The sequence below is a fragment of the Haloferax sp. DFSO60 genome (assembly GCF_046557615.1).
Taxonomy (GTDB): domain Archaea; phylum Halobacteriota; class Halobacteria; order Halobacteriales; family Haloferacaceae; genus Haloferax.
In genome coordinates, this window is sequence record NZ_JBKIII010000001.1 from 86,958 (window position 1) to 106,591 (window position 19,634).

The following is a 19,634-nucleotide window of genomic DNA, read 5'->3' on the forward strand; positions in this document are numbered from 1 at the left end:
AAGCACATTTATCGGGACAAACATGCTCGCAACTGTTCTTTTCCCACCACAACAGTTTAGAAGTGTTCCGTGGATTGTGTCATATCGAATCCCCTGAATACGATGACAGGACACCTCCCCGCACTGAATACTTCCTCCCCTTCGCCTCGTGCCAGAGAGGCAGCAGAGACACTCCTTCGCGGGTTCCACTTCCAAGACCAGAGAGAAGACTATCTGAAAGCACGTAATTTCGATGCCGCCCGCGACGCGGCAACCCATGCGATCGAACTCATGGGCCAATCGTACCAACTCGAGTTCCCGAGGGTGCCCGAATCACGGGCCTACAAGGCGGGAGAACTGTTCATGCGTGCGCTCTTTTTACAGGACGAAATCGAGAATTGGCCTGAGTTTTCACCTTGTCCTGAAGAAGACCTGCCAGCAGACCTGTTTGTGAGTTCTGATACCGACGTCACCGTCCAGGGCATCGACGACGACCCACGATGGGATGACGTGAGAGCGTTGCTCCTGGAGGTCTGTCGATTGTTGGATATGGACGACGAATTTGCCACACTCCAGACGCGATTTTGGTGGCACCACGGCCAACAACGAGATAACTGGCAGACGGTTGCGTTCCGTGCTCACTGCATCAAAATCCGTCAGATGGTTCCGAACGCCGAGGACCGGGTGGTTGCGAACCTCGCTCGTTACTTCGTTGCAGGCGTCGAGGCTCACGACACGTGGGGGCGCAGCGACCCATCGCAAGACATTACGGCGGCCTACGACGTTGTTTCACGATATTATCAGCAAATCTTCGAGCTGTTTTGAGTGTGATATTACGCTACATGTATCTAACCGCTGAAAATAAGTACGCCGGGTGTATTGGTACCGACAGTTACCATGGTGGACACCGACCCGGAACTGTACCGCGAAGCCTTCCGGAGTACGGACATCCCCATGCTGATCGCAGATACGAACTTCGTTTTCCAGGATGTGAACGACGCTGGCCTGGCGTTTCTCGGCTACGAATACGACGACATAATCGGTGAGTCGGTCGGCGTCATCGCAGCCAACGAAGAGGTTTACTACGAAATCGTCGAGCACATGATTGCCGGAGAGACGTGGTCCGGCGAGTTCAGGGCGCGTCGAAACGACAGCCAGGTTGTCTACGGAAGCGGCTTCGCAACACCAATCGTCGTCGATGGCGACGTCGAAGGATTCGTCGCGTTCTTCCTCGATACGACGAAACAGCGTCGCTATCAGAACGCTGCGGAAGTACTCAATCGACTGCTTCGCCACGACCTGCGAAACGAGTTGAACGTCGTCTACGGATATACCCAGCAAGTTGCGACGAGAATCGACGACGAAACGGCGCTGAAAGAACTCGAACTCGTCCAAAACAAGGTTCTCGGCCTCGTTCAAAAGTCCCAGCGGGCGCGCGACCTCCGCAAACTCCTCGAACGGTCACACGACGCATCGAATCGACCGATCCGAATCGACGTCGTCCTCAAAAATCGCATCGTCGATGCGATGGTCGAGTTCCCCGACGCGGAGTTTATCTTCGAAGAGTTTCCTGAAGTTCAGGTCGTCGCTGACGACCTTTTGGGCAACGCCATCGAGTGCGTCTTAGAGAACGCGGTCACACACAACGACAAAGACGAACCGACCGTCGAAATCGAAATCGAGCGCGAACCAGACGAAGGGCGTGCTATCGTGCGGATTTCTGATAACGGTCCCGGTGTGCCGGTCGAACAACGAGACCTCATCTTCGGGCGCGAGGAGTTCGACCAACTACACCACGGAACCGGGATTAGCCTCTTTTTCGCCGACAATGTCATTTCGACGTACAACGGCGATATCTGGGTCGAAGACGCCGACGACGAAGGCGCGTGTTTCTGTATCGCGTTGCAGGAACAATTGGAAAAAGACGAAGACGAGTAACGACTCCTCAGAAAGGGAAGTACACCGAATTTCACCTGTTCAGGTTTCTGCATCTGACATCGGCCGAGCAGGAACGCCTGCGACCGTCGCGCCCGGTGGCACGTCGCGCGTCACGAGTGAGTTCGCCGCAACTTGCGCGCCTGCACCGATTCGAACGCCGGGGAGAATCGTCGCTTTCGCGCCAATCATCGCTCGCTCGCCGACGACGACTTCGCCGGTTCGGTACTCGTCTTGGAGGAACTCGTGACACAGAATCACCGAGTCGTAACCGACGATTGCGTGGTCCTCGATGGTAATCAACTCGGGCCAAAACACGTCGGGTGTCGCTTCCAATCCCCACGAAACGCCGTCACCGACGGTGACACCAATCTGTTTGAGTGCCCAACTTCGAATCCGAAGTGACGGTGCGATACGCGCGATGAGGACGAACACGTAGTTGAGCATCACCCGCCAGACGGGCTTTGCGTCGGTCCAGTACTGGAGCGAGTTGCGCGGCCCCGGCGTCGCGTGGTGGTCGATTCGGTCGTGTCGAGTGGCGTCGTCGGCAGTCACGGCTACCGATTGGCCCGGAAGGATAAAAGCGCCCGCGGAGTCGGCTTATTCGCTGCGAATCTCGGTCATGTGGTCGATGCGCTGTTGGACGAGTGCTTCAGTTCCGATGTCGTGACGGATGTGGAATCCGTCGCCAGCGGCGGCGAGCGCATCCTCTGCGAGTGCTTCGGCCTCACTGATGCTGTCGGCGACGCCGACGACGGCGAAGGAGCGCGAGGTGGTCGTGTAGAGTCCATCGTCGCGGGCATCGACGCTGGCGTAGAAGAGGAGTGCGTCGCCTGCGGCTTCTTCATCGACCTCGATTTTCGCGCCTGCTTTGGGCTCGACCGGGTAGCCTTCGGGGACGGCGTACTTGCAAACGGTAGATTTGTCGGCGAAGTTGAGTTCGGGGAGTGAGTCGCCTTCGCGGGCGGCGACGAGTACGTCGAGGAACGGCGTTTCGAGGACGGGAAGCGTGTTCATCGCCTCTGGGTCGCCGAAGCGAGCGTTGAACTCGATGACTTTCGGCCCCTCGTTCGTGAGCATGAACTGGCCGTAGAGGATGCCTTTGTAGTCGGGCATCGCCTCGACAACCGCCTCAATCACTTCGACGGCGGCCTCGTAATCGCCATCATCCATGAATGGGAGCGACGGCGTCGTGTTCGTGTAGCTTCCCATACCGCCGGTATTGGGCCCTTCGTCACCCTCGTAGGCGCGTTTGTGGTCCTGTACGGCGGGGCTGACGCGGAACTCGCCGTTGGCGACGAGCGCCTGAATCGTGAATTCCTCACCGACGAGGCGCTCTTCGAGAACGACCTGTTCGTAGTCGGAGCCACGGAGGTACTCCTTTGCTTCTTCTTCGGTCACCTGGTCGCCGATGACTTTCACGCCCTTGCCGCCGGTGAGGCCTGCGGGTTTGACCGCGAGGTCACCGTCGTACTCGTCGATGTAGTCGCAGGCGGCGTCTACGTCGTGGAATGTTGCGAAGTCCGGGTTGCCCGGAATGTCGTTGTCGCGCATGAACTCGCGCTGGAAGGCTTTGTCCGTCTCGATGCGAGCGTCTGCGGCCTGTGGTCCGAACGTGTAGACGCCAGCGTCGTCGAGGGCGTCTGCGACACCGGCGGCCAGTCCTGCCTCGGGGCCGACGATAGCGAGCGTCGCCTCGACCGACTCGGCGTACGCGACGATGTCATCGGTTGCCGTCTCCGAGATGGTCTCGAACTCCTCGGCGAGCGCGACGATACCGGGGTTTCGGTTGCTCGCACATGCATAGAGGTCGCAGTCGGGAGCGAGCGCACGGGCGATTGCGTGTTCGCGTCCGCCGCCACCAACGAGAAGAACTGTCTCCGTCATGGTTTCACAGCCTGCGCACAGGAGTGTAAAGATTGCTCTTCAAACGAGCTTTGATATTCATGTGCTTGCATACTTTGGTCGATTCTCGTCCCGCCTCTCAGTCTTCGTCCTTGACCCCTCGGCTTCCGTCTCCACGTCGCTTTAGTCGCCGGAGTTCCCACAGTGAGATATGACTTCGCCCACGGGACGTAACCGACTCGACGAGGAACAGAGTCCGTACCTCCGACAGCACGCGGACAACCCAGTCAACTGGCAGCCGTGGGACGACGAAGCCCTCGAAGCAGCCCGCGAGCAGGACAAGCCCATCTTTCTTTCTGTGGGCTATTCGGCGTGCCATTGGTGTCACGTCATGGCCGACGAGAGCTTCTCAGACCCACAAATCGCCGAGGTTCTGAACGAACACTTCGTCCCGGTCAAAGTTGATAGGGAAGAGCGCCCCGACCTCGACCGAATCTACCAGACGATTTGCCAACTCGTCACCGGCGGCGGCGGGTGGCCGCTCTCTGTGTGGCTCACTCCGCAGGGCAAACCCTTCTTCGTCGGCACCTACTTCCCGCCCGAACCACGGCGCGGCGCGCCCGGATTCCGTGATATCGTCGAAAGCTTCGCCGAGTCGTGGCAGACCGACCGCGACGAAATCGAGAACCGCGCCGACCAGTGGACAGCGGCGATTACGAACAACCTCGAAACGACTCCCGACACGCCCGGCGAAGCGCCCGGTTCGGAGATCATCGATACGGCCGCACAGGCGGCTCTTCGCGGTGCTGACCGCGACCACGGCGGATTCGGAACGAGTGGCCCGAAGTTCCCACAACCCGGTCGAATCGACGCGCTCCTTCGCGCGTACTCGTTCACTGGCCGACGAGAAGCCCTGAACGTCGCTACCGAGACGCTCAACGCGATGGCGAACGGTGGTCTCCGAGACCACATCGGCGGCGGATTCCACCGCTACTGCGTCGATAGAGATTGGACCGTCCCGCACTTCGAGAAGATGCTCTACGACCAAGCGGGACTCGTCCCTCGCTACCTCGACGCCGCACGACTCACTGGGACCGACGATTACGCCGACATCGCCGAGGAGACCTTCGAGTTCGTCCGCCGCGAACTCACCCACGACGACGGCGGCTTTTTCGCAACCCTCGACGCGCAATCCGGTGGCGAGGAAGGCACCTTCTACGTCTGGACACCCGAGCAAGTCCACGAACACCTCGACGAACTCGACGCCGACCTCTTTTGCGACCGCTACGGCGTCAAAAAGAGCGGGAACTTCGAGAACAAAACGACCGTTCTCAACGTCCACTCCTCGATTGCGGACCTCGCAGACGAGTACGACCTCGACGAATCCGAAGCGAGAGAGCGACTCGAAAACGCTCGTGAGACTCTCTTCGAGGCACGGAGTTCCCGCGTGCGTCCCGCCCGCGACGAGAAAATCCTCGCTGGCTGGAATGGCCTCATGATTTCGGCGTTCGCACAGGGTGCGCTCACGCTGCAAGACGACTCACTCGCCGAAGACGCGGCCCGCGCGCTCACGTTCGTCCGCAACACTCTCTGGAACGAGTCTGAAAGTCATCTATCGCGGCGCGTGATGAACGGCGAGGTGAAAGGCGACGGCTACCTCGAAGACTACGCATTCCTCGCTCGCGGCGCGTTCGACCTGTATCAAGTGACCGGCGACGTGGACCACCTCGCCTTTGCGCTGGACCTCGCCCGAGCAATCCTTCGGGAGTTCTACGACGACGCGGCGGGCACACTCTATTTCACTCCTGAGAGCGGCGAAGCCCTCGTCACCCGTCCGCAGGAACCGACCGACCAATCGACGCCATCGAGTCTCGGTGTCGCCACGTCGCTGCTCTTGGACCTCGAACACTTCGCACCAGACGAAGAATTCGGCGAGGCCGCAGATGCGGTTTTAGGGACGCACGCCAACCGCATCCGTGGGAGCCCCCTCGAACATATCTCGCTCGCGCTCGCCGCGGAGAAAGCCGCGAGTGGGGTTCCAGAATTGACGATTGCGGCGGACGAGATTCCCGACGAGTGGCGCGACGAACTCGCCTCTCGCTACCTGCCGGGTCTCGTGATGGCCCCACGTCCGGCGACTGCTGACGAATTAGCGTCGTGGCTGGACGAGTTGGAACTCGATGAGGAACCGCCGATTTGGGCCGGTCGTGAGGCGACCGACGGCGAAGCGACCGTCTACGCCTGCGAGAACTTCACCTGTTCCGCGCCGACCCATAAGTTAGACGAGGCGCTGGCGTGGTTCACGGCGGGCGAGAACTGAAACGGGCAGTCGATGCTGAGTTTTAGATAGCTGGATATTCGACCCGTTTCTTCAGGAGTATCAGAATCGCCCCCAGATTCTCCCGGTTAGTGGCACTCGGACTACCTTTTTGAACGTTCACAACCTCTCTAATCGGAATGAGTACAGACCACTCACCGTCGCAGGTCGGTGAGGAGACGCTGGGTGCTGAACAAGAACAGTCGGTCACACCACTGGAACTATTCTTCGACTTAGTGTTCGTCTTCGCGTTCACGCAGGTTTCGAGCTACCTTGCACAAAATCTGACGTGGGCTGGAATGGCTCGTGGTGCGGCGATATTCGCTGCTCTCTGGTGGGCGTGGGTCTGCTACTCGTGGTTGACTGGTTCCGTCGATGCCGAGGACGTACTCCCTGCTCGATTGGTGATTCTCATGGCGATGGTGTCGATGTTACTCGTCGCGCTCGCCGTGCCTGACGCATTCGGTGACGACGCACTCTTGTTTGGACTGGCCTACTTCGCCGTTCGATTGCTTCACATCGCCTTCTACCCGATTGTTGCCCCGCCCGAGACGAGACAGGCAGTCTTTCGCATCGCTCCCGGATTTCTCGGTGGCCCGCTCCTCCTCGTCGTCGCCAGTTTCACCCAAGGGGTGACACAATCTGCGCTGTGGGTCGTGGCGTTGCTCATCGACTATGGTGTCGTGTACATCCAAGGAGTGCAGGGATTCCACGTGACTGTCAGCCACTTCGTCGAACGCCATCGACTCATCATGATTATCGCACTCGGTGAGTCGCTCGTCGCTATCGGTATCGGGGCCAGCGGACTCTCACTGACGACGGGCGTGATTGCGGCGGCGATATTAGGAATCGTCCTCGTCATCGCCTTCTGGTGGCTCTATTTCGACTACATCGTCCTCGCTGCCGAGAAGCGACTGTCGAAAGAGCCGGAGTCCAAGCGTGCGGTACTCGCCCGCGACTCGTATAGCTACATTCACCTCTTGATTGTCGGGAGCATCATGTTCGTCGCTCTCGGCATCGAGCAAACGCTTGCCCACATCGACGAACCGCTCGGACTCATCCCCGCGGTGGCACTCTTCGGTGGCGGCGCGTTGTATCTCATCGGCCACAACGTGTTCCGATACCGCGACCATCGAACGATTAGTGTCTTACGTCTCGTAGTCTCAGTCGTCTCTCTCGCACTGATTCCGGTCGCGTTGCAGGTACGTTCGACCGTGGCGTTGTTCCTGCTCACCGCCCTGTTCGTCGGTCTCGCAGTGTACGAGACGATTTGGTCCACTCACCGGAACAGACTCCGCTCGGCGACAGTGAGTAGTGACTAAAATTGTGGCCGATGGCGGCCACTGGACACTGAAATTCAGGCCAACTGCTCGGCCAAGAAGACAGCAATCGGAACTGGTTCTTCTTCGACGAATCGCGCGACCTCCTCACCATCGAGTTCGACCACGACGGTCGGAATGAGTTCGATATCGTACTCGTCTACGAGCGGGCCAATCTTCGAACCGTCGTCGGCCTTTTCGACCGGGTAATGTTCGATTCGCTCTGACGGAACCTCGGCGGCGTCGAGTGCCGCACCGAAGTCGGGCAGTTGGCGTCGGCAGTCGCCGCACCAGTCGCCGCCCCAGATTTTGAACGTGTAGGATTCGGCTCCGAGCGCGGCGACTGCGTCCTCGTAGGACGCTGCATCCCACGCCGGATTCGGTTGCATCGTTTCGAGCGTCTCGGATTCAGCCATGTCAGCGACTATCGCCCGCGATGATATAACGCGTGCGCTCGCGGCGTCGCCTGCCACGGACTGTTCGGTCGTCCCACTCGTGGCACGACCGAAACACAGACAGTGGCCGTATCCTCCGTATTCGCCACTCGTTTAACTGCGCATCATATACCGAACTCCAATGGACGACAGCATCCTCGATACCATCGGGTCGCCGCTGGTGAAAGTCGACTCCCCCGAGGGAGCGACTATCGCGGCGAAAATCGAGTCGAAGAACCCCGGTGGCTCGGCGAAGGACCGACCGGCGAAGGCCATGGTCGAAGCGGCGGAAGAAGCGGGCGAAATCTCGCCCGGCGACCAACTCGTCGAACCAACTTCGGGGAACACGGGCATCGGACTTTCCGTCGTCGCGGCCGCGAAAGGCTACGACTTGACTATCGTCATGTCGGCGTCGATGTCGAAAGAGCGCCGCGAAATCATGCGCGCGTACGGTGCGACCATCGACCTCGTCGAGGGCGATATCTCGGATGCGAAAGACCGCGCCGACGAACTCGAAGCCGAAGAAGGGATGCACCAACTTCGGCAGTTCGAGAACCCGGCGAATCCGAACGCTCACTATCGAACCACGGCCGAAGAGATTCTCGACCAGACCGACGACCGACCGATTGCGGCGTTCGTCGCTGGCATCGGCACCGGCGGCACGATTTCGGGTAACGGTCGTCGCCTCCGCGAGGAACACCCCGCCATGCAAATCGTCGGTGTCGAACCCGAAGCGGCCGCCGTCCTCTCGGGTGGCGACATCAATAACAACGACTTTCAGGGGATGGGTCCGGGCTTCGTGAGCCCGAACCTCGATACCGACCTGCTCGACGAACTCGAAATCGTCGCGCTCGAAGACGCCGAAGCCGAGTGTCGCCGCCTCGCCCGTGAAGAGGGGATTCTCGTCGGCCAATCCTCGGGCGCGTCACTGCTCGCCGCAAAGCGCGTCGCAGAACGCATCGCCGACCCCGACGCCGACGAGGGAGACGAACCGCTCATCGTCACGGTGTTCTGGGACTCCGGTGAACGCTACATGTCCACTGGGATGTTCGACTGAGGATTCGAGACCCGAATTAGCCGCCGAACTCTGCTTTTGAAACCCGGACGACGACGGTTTCGTCTACGTCTCGTAGGTCGTACTCGGGAACCTCACCGTCGATTCGCGTCACGAACATGGGTTCGATGAGTCGCCCGTCTTCGACGCCGTAGATAGCGAGATACTCGCCGGTCTCTTCGGGTTCGACGTTGCCGTCGCGGATATCCCGCGCGAGGGTGCGCGAGAGCCATTCGTCTTCGGAGACAGAGGGCTCAGAGACGAGTGCAAAGTCAGAAAAGCGAACGAGATACCACTGAAGGTCGTTCAAGAGCGACACCGCAGCGCCGAGGCTCACGGTCTCGAGCGCGAGTGTGTTCGAGAACGGCTCGGACAACTCGTAGGTCGAAAGCGCCGCACGCGCCGTCTCTCTCGATAAGAGTTCGTACTGGAGGTGAACGTCTTCCGTGCCAACGATACAGACGCGCGTCACGTCGCGGAGGACGGTTGTGGTTGGGTAAAGCGGTTCCGGTACTCAGTTGGAGAGCCACGCATCGGCACACGTCTCGTCACAGAAGACGACGCGCTCGCGCTCGATACCGATTTTCCCGGGACCGTCGATTTCGCGGTCGAGGACCATCTGATAGTGGTCGTTTCGCATGTCGACCGTCCGATTGCAGCAGGCACACCCTTCTGTGGTGTCGCTCCAATCGGTTCGCGCCGCCCGGTGGCGAAGTCGCCACTCCGGGCCAAGGGAGGACCGTCTACGGCGCACTGTGTGGGACATGTCTGTCTGTGCGCTCCCTGGCACCATAAATCCATTTTTGTACAATTGTTCACGCACATTGGGGTTCGAACACTCACTAAAGAACGAATGTGGTTGCTGTTCGCACAGTTCGTATGCGGTTACGTACCGCGGCCCACTGTCACTTGGAGGCGACTATTCACACTCGGTCTCGGTTCCGTGCTGCGTCCGCGGCGAGGTCGAACAACTCTGCCGATTCAGCGCGCTCGACTGCGGCGAGTGAGGCGTTCGTCTCGGGGTAGCTCGGTGCGACTCGCTCGCACCCGACCGGGAGTGTCGAATCGGTGTACGTGTCGATTTCGCGCGCCGTCGCGACGATGTCCGTCTTGTCCCACGTCAAAAGTGGGCGATGGACCGGATAGTCGATGGCAGCGGCGGTGACTGCGAGGTTCGCACCGGTCTGACTGGACTTTTGCCCGATTGCTTCGCCCGTCACGACCGAGTGTGCCCCCTCGTCTGCGGCGACTTCCGCACCGATGGCGAACATCATGCGCCGAAGTGTGAGCATGCGCGTGTCGTCTATCGTCTCCACCAGACGGTCGATTGCGTCGCCCGCGGGGACGACGTGAACGCGCATATCGAAGTTCGGCGCACGGCGTGCGAGGGTTCGAACGGTCTCGACCGCACGGGCGCGGTGGTCGGCCCCGCCGAAGTCACCGAGGTCGATGTAGACGGGAATCACCTCACAGCCACGGCGCATCATCTCCCACGTCGCAACCGGTGAGTCGATACCGCCCGAGATGAGCGCGACTGTCTTTCCTTGTGTGCCGAGTGGAAGGCCGCCGGGACCGTCGAATCGCGTGGTGGAGACGTACGCCTCTTTCTCGCGGCACTCGATTCGATAGGTTCTGTCGGGGTTGTCGAGGTCGACGGCCGCACTAGTCTCTTCGATGACTGCACTCCCCGCTTCGCGCTCGATATCGCTCCCGGAGAATTCGTCACTCTCTCGCTCTCCCGTTCGGTTGCCATCGATGGCGAACGACGCACCGGCTGGGTGGTCTGCAGCGAGTTCCCGGCAGACGGCGACGATTTCGTCGAGGTCGGGTTCGCAGGCAATCGCAGGGCGCGCCCAGACGATGCCCGGGACTTCTGCACAGGCCGCCGCAACGGCATCGGGGTCGTTCACGTCGCGGACGAGAATGCGTGACCACTCGCCCTCCACGGTTCCAGCGAGTGAGCGGTCGTCGAGTACCGCTTGGAGGTTCGTACGAAGCCGTGCTTCCATCTTCGCTCGAACGCTCGAACTCTTCGTCCCGACCTCGCCGTATCCGACGAGAACGACGTGCGCCCAGTGTGTCACACTCGTCGGTTTTTCACGCCCGGTATTCAGCGTCTCGCTCTTCGAACGTTCTCAAATCCTGTCAAAGGATATGCTTGTTATATAGTGGCACATAGTGGCACGTACCGAACTGTAGACAGATGTCCACCCAATATAAACCGCTTAATGCTGATTTGCCTTCCCTTCGCCATACGCAACGCCGGTCACTCGGCTGATTCGCCCCCGACCCACACCAGATTTCATGACCTCTGAGGAGCCACCTGCCGACGACTTGTCTGACCCGTCTTACTACCTCAATCGCGAGCTGAGCGAACTGTCCTTCCAGTCGCGCGTCCTCCAGCAGGCGCTCGACGACCGGACACCGCTGCTCGAACGGGTTCGGTTTCTCGCCATCGTCACGAAGAACCTCGACGAGTTCTTCATGAAACGCATCGGCGGCCTCAAACAGCAAATCGAAGCGGGCGTCACCGAACGAACCGTCGATGGCCGAACACCTCGGGAACAGTGGGAAGAGGCCATCGACAAGGCCCGCCCGATGTTCGAGGCACAGGCACAGTGCTACCAAGACGAAATCCGCCCGGCACTCGCCGATGCAGGGATTACGATTGCCGACTACGAAGACCTCTCGGCGGACCAACAAGCGCAGATGCGTGAGTACTTCGAAACCTCTGTCCTGCCGACGCTCACGCCTCTCTCGTTCGACCCAGCACACCCATTTCCCTTCATCTCGAATCTCTCACTCTCGCTTGCGGTACTCACGTCTCGAAACGGTGGTGATTCGACGTTCACGCGCGTCAAAATCCCGCAGAACCGCCCTCGGTTGGTCGAAGTCGGCGAGTCCGACGAGAACGTCGTCTACGTCCTCCTCGAAGAGATAATTCGTGCGAATCTCGATTTGCTCTTTCCGAACGTCGATGTTCTCGAAACGGCGCTGTTCAAACTGACGCGCAACGCCGAAGTCCGGCGCAACGAGGAGGTCGCAGAGGACCTCATCGACATGATAGAAGAGGTCATCGAGCAACGCCGATTCGCAACCGCGGTCAGACTCGAACTCGAAGCCAATGCTCCCGAATCGGTTACAAAACTGCTCATCGACCAACTCGACCTCGACGAGCGCGAAGTAATTCGACTCTCTGGGCCGCTCGATTACCGTGAACTCATGGACCTCACGGACCTAGACCGTCCCGACCTCTCGCTCACTTCGTGGTCTCCACAGCCACATTCACGCTTCCAGGGCCTCGATGGCGGCGACCTCGGCGTCGAAGACAGCGACTCTATCTTCGACGTAATTCGCCGCAAAGACGTCCTTCTGCACCACCCATACCACTCCTTTGGCGATACAGTCCAGCGATTCCTCGACGAGGCCGCCAGCGACCCGAACGTGTTGGCTATCAAGGCCGCAATCTATCGGACGGCCTCCGATTCGAAGGTGATTCAATCGCTCATCGACGCTGCCGAGAACGGCAAACAAGTCGCCGCGATGGTCGAACTCAAAGCCCGATTCGACGAGCAGAACAACCTCGAATGGGTCCGAAAACTCGAAGAAGAAGGTATTCACGTCGCCTACGGAACGATTGGTCTCAAAACCCACACGAAAACCGCGCTCGTCGTCCGTGAGGAAGCAGACGGCGTTCGACTCTACTCGCACGTCGCTACCGGCAACTACCACTCTGGAACCGCGAAGGGGTACGTGGACCTCGGGATGCTCACCGCCGACCGCGACATCGGACAGGACCTCGTGAAGGTCTTCAACTTCTTCACCGGCCCAGCACTGGACGAAGCGTTCAGAAAGTTGCTCATCGCTCCCGTGACGATGCGCGACGAACTCACCTCCTACATCCGTCGCGAGGCCGAGCATGCCCGCGCCGGTCGCCCGGCCCGAATCGTCGCCAAGATGAACGCGCTCGAAGACCCGAAAATCGTCGAAGAACTCTATCGGGCGTCGATGGCAGGTGTCGATATCGACCTCCTCGTCCGCGACATCTGTCGGCTCCGACCCGGCATCGAAGGCCGCTCCGAGAACGTCTCTGTCAGGAGTATCGTCTCTCGGTTCCTCGAACACTCTCGTATCTTCTACTTCGAAAACGGTGCGAGGTCTGCGTCCTCGCAAGAAACCGGGGAAGCCGGTGATGCAGGCGACCCCGAGTACTACATCGGCTCTGCTGACTGGATGACGCGCAACCTCGACAAGCGCGTCGAAGCCGTCGCTCCCGTCGAAGACCGAGACATCCGCGAGCAACTCCGATTCATCCTCGAACTCGGCCTCGCAGACAACACGACTGCGTGGGAGATGCAATCGGATGGCTCCTACGAACGGTGCGAGGCGGGCGACGACCCGGTTATCGAAACGCAATCGGTCTTGATGGAACAGGCGCTCGTCGCCGCCAGCGACGACAGCGTGACTCGCGGCATTCCTGCGAAACACGAACACGTTCTCGAGACGCTATTGGTCGAATCTACTGCAACCGAGGAGACCGAAGAGAGCGCCGAACCGGAGGCCGAATCTGTCGATTCGACTGCGCCCACGCCCGCGACGAACAGCGACCCAGAACACGTCCTCGACTCTTTCACCGAGGTGTGGTACGTTCCCGACAGCGCCCACTACGACTACGCGATTCGGACACCAGACGGTGACAGAGTGTATCGAAAGACCGCAGAAGGTGCGGCAAGCGTCGTAAAACGCCTCTACAGCAGTAATTAGAACGTCGTCAGTTCGCCGTTGATGGTGCGGCGAGTGATGTCGGTGACGTTGGCGAGTTCGCGGTCGATGATTGCGACTACTTCGTCTTCGATATCAGCGATGGTGACGCCGTCATCGGTGATGACCTTCGCGTCGGCGACGTGCGGCTCGTCGATTGGGCGGCCAATCTGCGAGAGCAGACGAACTTGCAGGTCGCGGATGCCATCGACTTCGGCGACGACGGTTTCGGCGATGTGGGTCGAAAGGAGGTTGTAGATTTTTCCGATGTGGTTGACGGGGTTCTTGCCCGAACTCGCTTCCATGCTCATCGGTCGGTTCGGCGTGATGAGACCGTTTGCGCGGTTGCCACGGCCCACAGAGCCGTCGTCACCCATCTCGGCGGAGGTCCCGGTCGTCGTCAGGTAGTACGACTCGTCGTCGTAGTCGTCTGCGGTGTTGACATCGACGTTGACCTCGCGGTCGGTGTACTCTGTTGCGAGTTCGGTGACGAACTCACGGACGTTTTCGACTGCTTCGACGTAGTCGTCTACGTCGTCGATGTGGCCGTCGATCATCGCGGCAGCGACCGTCACGTCGATAACGTCGCCTTCACGCTTGCCCATGATTTTGATGTCTGAGCCGAGTTCGGGGTGGTCGTCGCCGTAGCGTGCGCCGTTGAGTGCGTGTTCTGCTTCGAGGACGATTTGCTCGGTTTCGGTCAGTGGCGCGTGGCCGACACCGAAACTCGTGTCGTTGGCCATCGGCACTTCCTCGGCCTCTTCGCCGAAGACGTCTTGCAGGTCGCCGGAGCCTTCGCCGAGTTTCACATCAACGATGACCTCCGTGCCAACGTCGAGTTCTGGGATGTTCTCGCGGAGGTAGTCGCGTGCGGCGCGGAGGGCAGTCGAATCGACGGGGAGTTTTTCGCCCTCGTACTCCTTGGTCGCGCGGCCGACGAGGAGCAGATAGATCGGCTCGATAATCTCGCCGCCGCCGAACTTCGGTGCGGCGGTTCCGGCGACGAGTTGCGTCTCGTCGGTGTTGTAGTGGAGTACTTTGCCAACGCGGTCGAGATAGAGATTCGACAGGGCGCGAGAGACACTTTCGGCGATACCGTCACAGATGGAGTCAGGATGACCAATTCCCTTCCGCTCGACGATTTCGACCTCTTGGTCCTCGACCGCACGCTTCTCGGCGGATTCGAGGCGAATATTTCGGTCACTCATTAGCCTGACGTACCCAGTGGGCGTTTCTATAACTTGCGGAAACCTTCCCGAGAGAAGCTATTACTGTGGTGTATTATGTCACGGTGAGCGTGGCGGTTACGCTTCGTCAGCGCCGAGTAACATCCCGAGATACGACGTTCGAATCTGGTCGTCTGGTTCGAGTCCGAGCGTCCGAAGCACGGAAAACGCTCCTTCGCGTGCGGAGTCAACATCTGATTCGACTTCGACTTCGACTTCCACGAACTCACCGAGTTCCGATACTGCATCGAGCGAGACGGTGTAGCCGTCGAGTTCGAACCGTTCGCGCTCTTTTTCGACAGTCGCAGCGGGCGCGAAGCCCACTGCTTCGCAAATGGCGTCCATCGTCTCGCCGTCTGCGACGTCGGTTTCGTACTCACGTCGGGTCTTCGACTGCTCGTCCACGAGCGGCCCTTTGTACGTGAGTCGCGTCACGTCGTCAACGATTGTGTCGCTTCTGCTCTCGTTGTCGTCGCCGTCTTCGCTGTCGTCGTAACGTGATTCGTTTCGAAGGCGAAGTGCTTCGTCCGTCTCTGCGAAGTCCTTGTGTGGCGCATCGTAGTAGGTGTCTGTCTGGACGACTCGATTTACCCGCTTCGCGCCCGCATCGTGGAGTTCTTCGCGGACTGCGGCGTGGTCAGCGCGGACTTTGACCTCGACTTCGTACATGTGTGGTCGGTGTCGTCAGCGAGCAAAAGTATCGGGGAACTTCTGATACCGATTCCGGCAGTATTTGTGTGTCATGTTTTATCATGACTTACCGCGTACGGGGATAGTGGTATGAGTCAAGAGACACCGACGACACCAACGGCGACCATCGAACGCCAACAAGAGGAGCTAATCGACCCCACGATTACCCAAAACGTCGTGATTGCCGCTATGGCTGGCGGTTTGCTCGGGACGATTCTGATGATGCCAGTCCTCGTCGGCATCCCCGAACTCCTCGGACTCTTCGTCACCGGACCGATTACGGACTTCGCCGGATTCGCACTGTTCTTCGGGCTCGAATCGACGCTCACACTGGGCGTCGTCGTGTTCGGTATCGGTGGTATCCTCGTCCTGCCGTTGACGTTCATCGTCGTCGGGGCGTTCTTGCCACCGGCAGAACCGAAATACCTCCGTGGCGTCGTGTTCGCCACCCTCTTTTGGGTTGGCTTCGCCCCGGCGTTCTGGCCGCAGGCGAGCGCGCTCGTCACCGCGTCCTTCCTCGTGTTCTCGCTGCTTGGCCACTGGGTCTATGGACTGACCCTCGGCTACGTCCTCGACCGGGTTGCAGGTATCCCGCAACACGAGGTGTGAGCGCGGTTCGACTTTCTCGACCCCTCGATGTGAACCGTGACTGACATCGACCGCACGAACCACGGCCTGTCAGTAATTGTGCGCCCTGTCAACCCCCGAAACAGTAAGTATCATGAACGTTAATCAACATGAATGGGTGATGTTACCAATGGACTTGGAACGGCTGTGTGGTAGTTTGCTTCCGTTGCAGTCCGGAATTGTCCCGAGGGGAACGCGTGCGTTCGTCTTCGACAGTATCTTCCAGGTGTTTCTCGCCCTTGGAACGCTGGTCGGTCTCGTCGTTATCGGATATATGCTCTACAACGCCTACAAGTACCGTTGGGGCTCCGGGAACGGCGACAAACCAGACGACAACCCGCTCGTTCTCGGCGAACTTCCGACCGGAAGCGGTGGCGGTCGAAAACTCGCAACGTCGTTCTTCTTGAGCATGATTATCGTCGTCTCGCTCATCTCGTGGACGTATCTGACGTTGTTGTACGTCGAAGATGGGCCGCCGGGCGACGACGCCCTCGAAATCGAAGTCGAGGGCTACCAGTTCGGTTGGCGATTTACCTATCCGAACGGCCACACCACTGACACGCTCCGCGTTCCCGAAGACCGGTCAGTTCGGTTGACGCTGACTTCTGCCGACGTGTTCCACAATTTCGGCGTCCCCGAGTTACGGGTGAAATCTGACGCGATGCCGGGTCAGGAAACCACCACGTGGTTCATCGCGGACGAGACGGGGACGTACACCGCGAACTGCTACGAACTCTGCGGTGCCGGACACTCCTACATGACCGCCGACGTGGTCGTGTTGTCGGCTGAGGAGTACGAATCGTGGTACGAACAGACTGAACAAACCGAGAGTGGCTCGGCGAACCAGACGGAGAACGCCTCAGCATGAGTGAGAACGATACGAAACGGACAGATGGTGGGACCGCCGTCGGCGACGATGTCGTGCCGACGCACACTGACGACCACGACCACGGTCACGACTTCCCCGGCACTGGGAGTATCAAACGCTGGTTCATCACGACGAACCACAAGGACGTTGGGATTCTCTACATCGTCACGTCGTTGTTCTTCCTCGTCCTCGGGGGCGTCCTCGCGTGGCTGATGCGGATTCAACTCTGGGCACCGCGTGCGGCCGGTGAGACGATTCTCTCCCCTATCGCCTACAACCAAGCCGTTTCGGCCCACGGCTTGCTGATGGTGTTTTGGTTCCTCTCACCGTTCGCTTTCGGCTTTGCGAACTACGTGGTTCCGCTCCAACTCGGCGCGAAAGACCTCGCGTTTCCTCGACTCAACGCGTTGAGTTACTGGCTCTACCTCTTCTCGGGTATCCTCTTCGGCGTCTCCTTCTTCCAAGGTGGCACCTTCTCCGGCGGGTGGACGATGTACGCACCGTTGAACGTTCCCACGTTCACACCGGACGTCGGGGCATCGACAGCCGTCTTGGCGCTCGTCTTGTTTACCGCCTCGGTCACCGTCTCGTCGGTGAACTTCTTGACGACGATGCATCGGATGCGAGCGGAGGGGCTCACGTTACGGCGGATGCCGCTGTTTAGCTGGACGATTCTCCTCACGGTCTGGATGATGCTCTTCGCCTTCGCGGCGTTGCTCGCGGCGTTGATGGTTCTCTCGTCGGACCGCCTGCTCGGAACGACCTACTTTGCGATGAGTTCACCAGCAGGGTCGTTGCTGTGGGCACACCTGTTCTGGTTCTTCGGTCACCCCGAGGTGTACATCGTCTTCTTCCCGGCACTCGGCGTGATGGCGGAGGTGTTCCAGACGTTCACCGGTCGCCGTATCGTCGGCCGCAAGTGGTTCATCCTCGCGATGGTTCTCGTGGCCATCCAGTCGTTCGTCGTCTGGATGCACCACATGTTCTTGACGAGCATCAACCTGCAAGTGAAGACGCTCTTTATGATAACCACCATCGGCATCTCACTCCCGTTCGACCTGATGGTGTTCGCGCTCATCTACACGATGTTGAAAGGGAAGATACGCTTCAAGACGCCATTCTTGTTCGTCTTCGGGGCGCTCTTGCTGTTCATCATCGGCGGCATCACCGGCGTCTTCCTCGGCGCTGTCGTCCTCGACTACGAGTTCCGCGGCACCTACTGGGTCGTCGCTCACTTCCACTACGTCATGGTCGGCGGGGTGACGGCACTCGTCGGCGGCCTCTACTACTGGTTCCCGAAGATGACCGGGCGGATGTACGACGAGTTCCTCGGGAAACTCCACTTCGCCGCCTACTTCATCGGCTTCAACCTGCTCTACTTCCCGCTCTTCATCGCGTGGGAGACGCCACGCCGCGTCTTCGACTACGCGCCGGAACTCGCGGTGTGGCACCAACTCGCCACTGTCGGCGGGTTCATCCTCGGACTCTCGTTCCTCATCATGTTCTACAACCTGTTCAAGAGCGCCTTCGTCGGCGAACCAGTCTCAGGGAATCCGTGGGAGTTCGCCACGACAGCGGAGTGGGCAACGTCGTCGCCACCACCGTTAGAGAACTTCGAGGGGACGCCGACCTACCGGAGCGGCCACTTGGAGTTCGTCGAAGACGGCGAGGTGATTCTCGACACCGGGCCGGGTTTCGACCTTCCGTCCGGTGCATCCGTCTCTGCCGACGGGGGCGTCGCAACCTCCTCACAGACGGTTCCAGCGAAGTCCACAACCGCACTCGAAACCGCCGACGAAGTGGCTCCCAGTCACGCGAGTTGGTGGCCCTTCATCCTCTCGTTGGGGTCGTTCTTCGTCCTCCTCGGACTCTCGGCCGTCCAAAACGCCTCGTTCCCCGACGGAATGATCGGGACGATGTACGCAACGTCGTTCGTCGTTGGCGGGTTCATCACCCTCGGGTCGCTCGTTGCGATGGGGCTCGAACCCTTCCACGGCCCGGTCTTCGAAGAAGGAGAGGCGTGGCCCTTCGCGGGCATCGAGAACAAAAAAGTCGGCATGTGGATTTTCCTCGCGTCCGACGTGGTCCTCTTCGGCGGCTTCCTCGGCGCGTACATCTTCACGCGCGTGGCCTTCGGATGGACCGGATGGGACCCGGTTCCCTCGGACCCGATTCCGGGGCTGGTGAACACCTACATCCTGTTGACGAGTAGTTTCACCGTCGTCCTCGCGCTCGTCGCCGCCGAGAAGAAACACAGACTCGGCCTCGTGACGAGTCTCAGTGCGACGTTCGTCCTCGGCGTGGGCTTTCTCATCAACAAGGCACTCGAATGGCAGCACCTCTTCCACGAGGGTCTGTGGCTCTCGACGAACGTCCGAACCTCGACGTTCTTCCTGACGACGGGCCTGCACGCCGCACACGTCATCGCGGGGTTACTGGTCACACTATTCCTCGTGTGGCGCGCGTGGAACGGTGCGTACCTCGACGACAACGGCACGGTGGAGTACTTCGGTCTGTACTGGCACTTCGTCGATATCGTCTGGCTGTTCCTCTTCCCGCTGTTCTACATCCTGTGAGGT

The 19,634-nt window shown here is 59.7% G+C and carries 17 protein-coding genes; 9 read left to right on the top strand and 8 right to left on the bottom strand.

The genetic code is table 11. The annotated features are described in order from the left end of the window. The first annotated feature begins 102 nt into the window (after window positions 1–102). The gene (locus tag ACK509_RS00405; RefSeq protein WP_410764472.1) at window positions 103–804 is read left to right on the top strand and encodes a hypothetical protein; all 702 of its coding nucleotides are present in this window, start codon (window positions 103–105) and stop codon (window positions 802–804) included. Between the two features lie 72 nt (window positions 805–876). Continuing rightward, window positions 877–1,917: a sensor histidine kinase gene (locus ACK509_RS00410; RefSeq protein WP_410764473.1), complete on the top strand. Its 1,041-nt coding sequence runs from the start codon at window positions 877–879 to the stop codon at window positions 1,915–1,917. A 39-nt stretch (window positions 1,918–1,956) separates the two neighbouring features. Here the strand turns inward: ACK509_RS00410 and ACK509_RS00415 are convergent, their stop codons facing one another. Beyond that, complete coding sequence (locus ACK509_RS00415; protein WP_410764474.1) at window positions 1,957–2,469, bottom strand: acyltransferase; 513 nt, start codon at window positions 2,467–2,469, stop codon at window positions 1,957–1,959. Between the two features lie 45 nt (window positions 2,470–2,514). Next, window positions 2,515–3,801, bottom strand: a complete 1,287-nt coding sequence (gene purD, locus ACK509_RS00420; RefSeq protein WP_410764475.1) for a phosphoribosylamine--glycine ligase — start codon at window positions 3,799–3,801, stop codon at window positions 2,515–2,517. 169 nt (window positions 3,802–3,970) lie between these two features. On the opposite strand from purD, the gene ACK509_RS00425 reads away from it, so the two are divergent. Continuing rightward, entirely contained in the window at window positions 3,971–6,079 is a 2,109-nt protein-coding gene (locus tag ACK509_RS00425) for a thioredoxin domain-containing protein (protein WP_410764476.1), read from the top strand. A 137-nt stretch (window positions 6,080–6,216) separates the two neighbouring features. Beyond that, window positions 6,217–7,398, top strand: coding sequence for a low temperature requirement protein A (locus tag ACK509_RS00430; protein WP_410764477.1), 1,182 nt, complete (start codon window positions 6,217–6,219; stop codon window positions 7,396–7,398). 35 nt (window positions 7,399–7,433) lie between these two features. Here ACK509_RS00430 and ACK509_RS00435 read toward each other — a convergent pair whose 3' ends face one another. Further along, window positions 7,434–7,811 carry a thioredoxin family protein gene (locus ACK509_RS00435; protein ID WP_410764478.1) on the bottom strand — a complete coding sequence of 126 codons (378 nt, stop codon included), beginning with the start codon at window positions 7,809–7,811 and terminating at the stop codon, window positions 7,434–7,436. A gap of 160 nt (window positions 7,812–7,971) precedes the next feature. Here ACK509_RS00435 and ACK509_RS00440 point away from each other — a divergent pair, with 160 nt between their 5' ends. Next, window positions 7,972–8,886 carry a PLP-dependent cysteine synthase family protein gene (locus tag ACK509_RS00440; protein ID WP_410764479.1) on the top strand — a complete coding sequence of 305 codons (915 nt, stop codon included), beginning with the start codon at window positions 7,972–7,974 and terminating at the stop codon, window positions 8,884–8,886. A 16-nt stretch (window positions 8,887–8,902) separates the two neighbouring features. On the opposite strand, the gene ACK509_RS00445 is transcribed toward ACK509_RS00440, so the two are convergent. From ACK509_RS00445 to thiI, 3 genes are all read right to left on the bottom strand, one after another. After that, window positions 8,903–9,355 carry a DUF5804 family protein gene (locus tag ACK509_RS00445; RefSeq protein ID WP_410764480.1) on the bottom strand — a complete coding sequence of 151 codons (453 nt, stop codon included), beginning with the start codon at window positions 9,353–9,355 and terminating at the stop codon, window positions 8,903–8,905. Window positions 9,356–9,397: 42 nt separating this feature from the next. Beyond that, a complete protein-coding gene (locus tag ACK509_RS00450) occupies window positions 9,398–9,523 on the bottom strand; it encodes a hypothetical protein (RefSeq protein ID WP_410764481.1) in 126 nt (41 codons plus the stop codon). A gap of 283 nt (window positions 9,524–9,806) precedes the next feature. Continuing rightward, complete coding sequence (gene thiI / locus ACK509_RS00455) at window positions 9,807–10,967, bottom strand: tRNA uracil 4-sulfurtransferase ThiI (RefSeq protein WP_410764482.1); 1,161 nt, start codon at window positions 10,965–10,967, stop codon at window positions 9,807–9,809. A gap of 220 nt (window positions 10,968–11,187) precedes the next feature. On the opposite strand from thiI, the gene ppk1 reads away from it, so the two are divergent. Then, window positions 11,188–13,647: a polyphosphate kinase 1 gene (gene ppk1, locus ACK509_RS00460; RefSeq protein ID WP_410764483.1), complete on the top strand. Its 2,460-nt coding sequence runs from the start codon at window positions 11,188–11,190 to the stop codon at window positions 13,645–13,647. Here the strand turns inward: ppk1 and ACK509_RS00465 are convergent. After that, the gene (locus ACK509_RS00465; protein WP_410764484.1) at window positions 13,644–14,852 is read right to left on the bottom strand and encodes a methionine adenosyltransferase; all 1,209 of its coding nucleotides are present in this window, start codon (window positions 14,850–14,852) and stop codon (window positions 13,644–13,646) included. The two genes, ppk1 and ACK509_RS00465, sit on opposite strands and share 4 nt — an antisense overlap. A 96-nt stretch (window positions 14,853–14,948) precedes the next feature. Further along, the gene (gene cyaB, locus ACK509_RS00470; RefSeq protein WP_410764485.1) at window positions 14,949–15,539 is read right to left on the bottom strand and encodes a class IV adenylate cyclase; all 591 of its coding nucleotides are present in this window, start codon (window positions 15,537–15,539) and stop codon (window positions 14,949–14,951) included. Between the two features lie 111 nt (window positions 15,540–15,650). On the opposite strand from cyaB, the gene ACK509_RS00475 reads away from it, so the two are divergent. From ACK509_RS00475 to ACK509_RS00485, 3 genes are all read left to right on the top strand, one after another. Beyond that, a complete protein-coding gene (locus ACK509_RS00475; RefSeq protein ID WP_410764486.1) occupies window positions 15,651–16,169 on the top strand; it encodes a DUF6789 family protein in 519 nt (172 codons plus the stop codon). A 148-nt stretch (window positions 16,170–16,317) separates the two neighbouring features. Beyond that, complete coding sequence (gene coxB, locus ACK509_RS00480) at window positions 16,318–17,055, top strand: cytochrome c oxidase subunit II (protein ID WP_410764487.1); 738 nt, start codon at window positions 16,318–16,320, stop codon at window positions 17,053–17,055. Next, a complete protein-coding gene (locus tag ACK509_RS00485; protein ID WP_410764488.1) occupies window positions 17,052–19,631 on the top strand; it encodes a cbb3-type cytochrome c oxidase subunit I in 2,580 nt (859 codons plus the stop codon). The genes coxB and ACK509_RS00485 overlap by 4 nt, the downstream gene beginning before the upstream one ends. Window positions 19,632–19,634 lie beyond the last annotated feature (3 nt).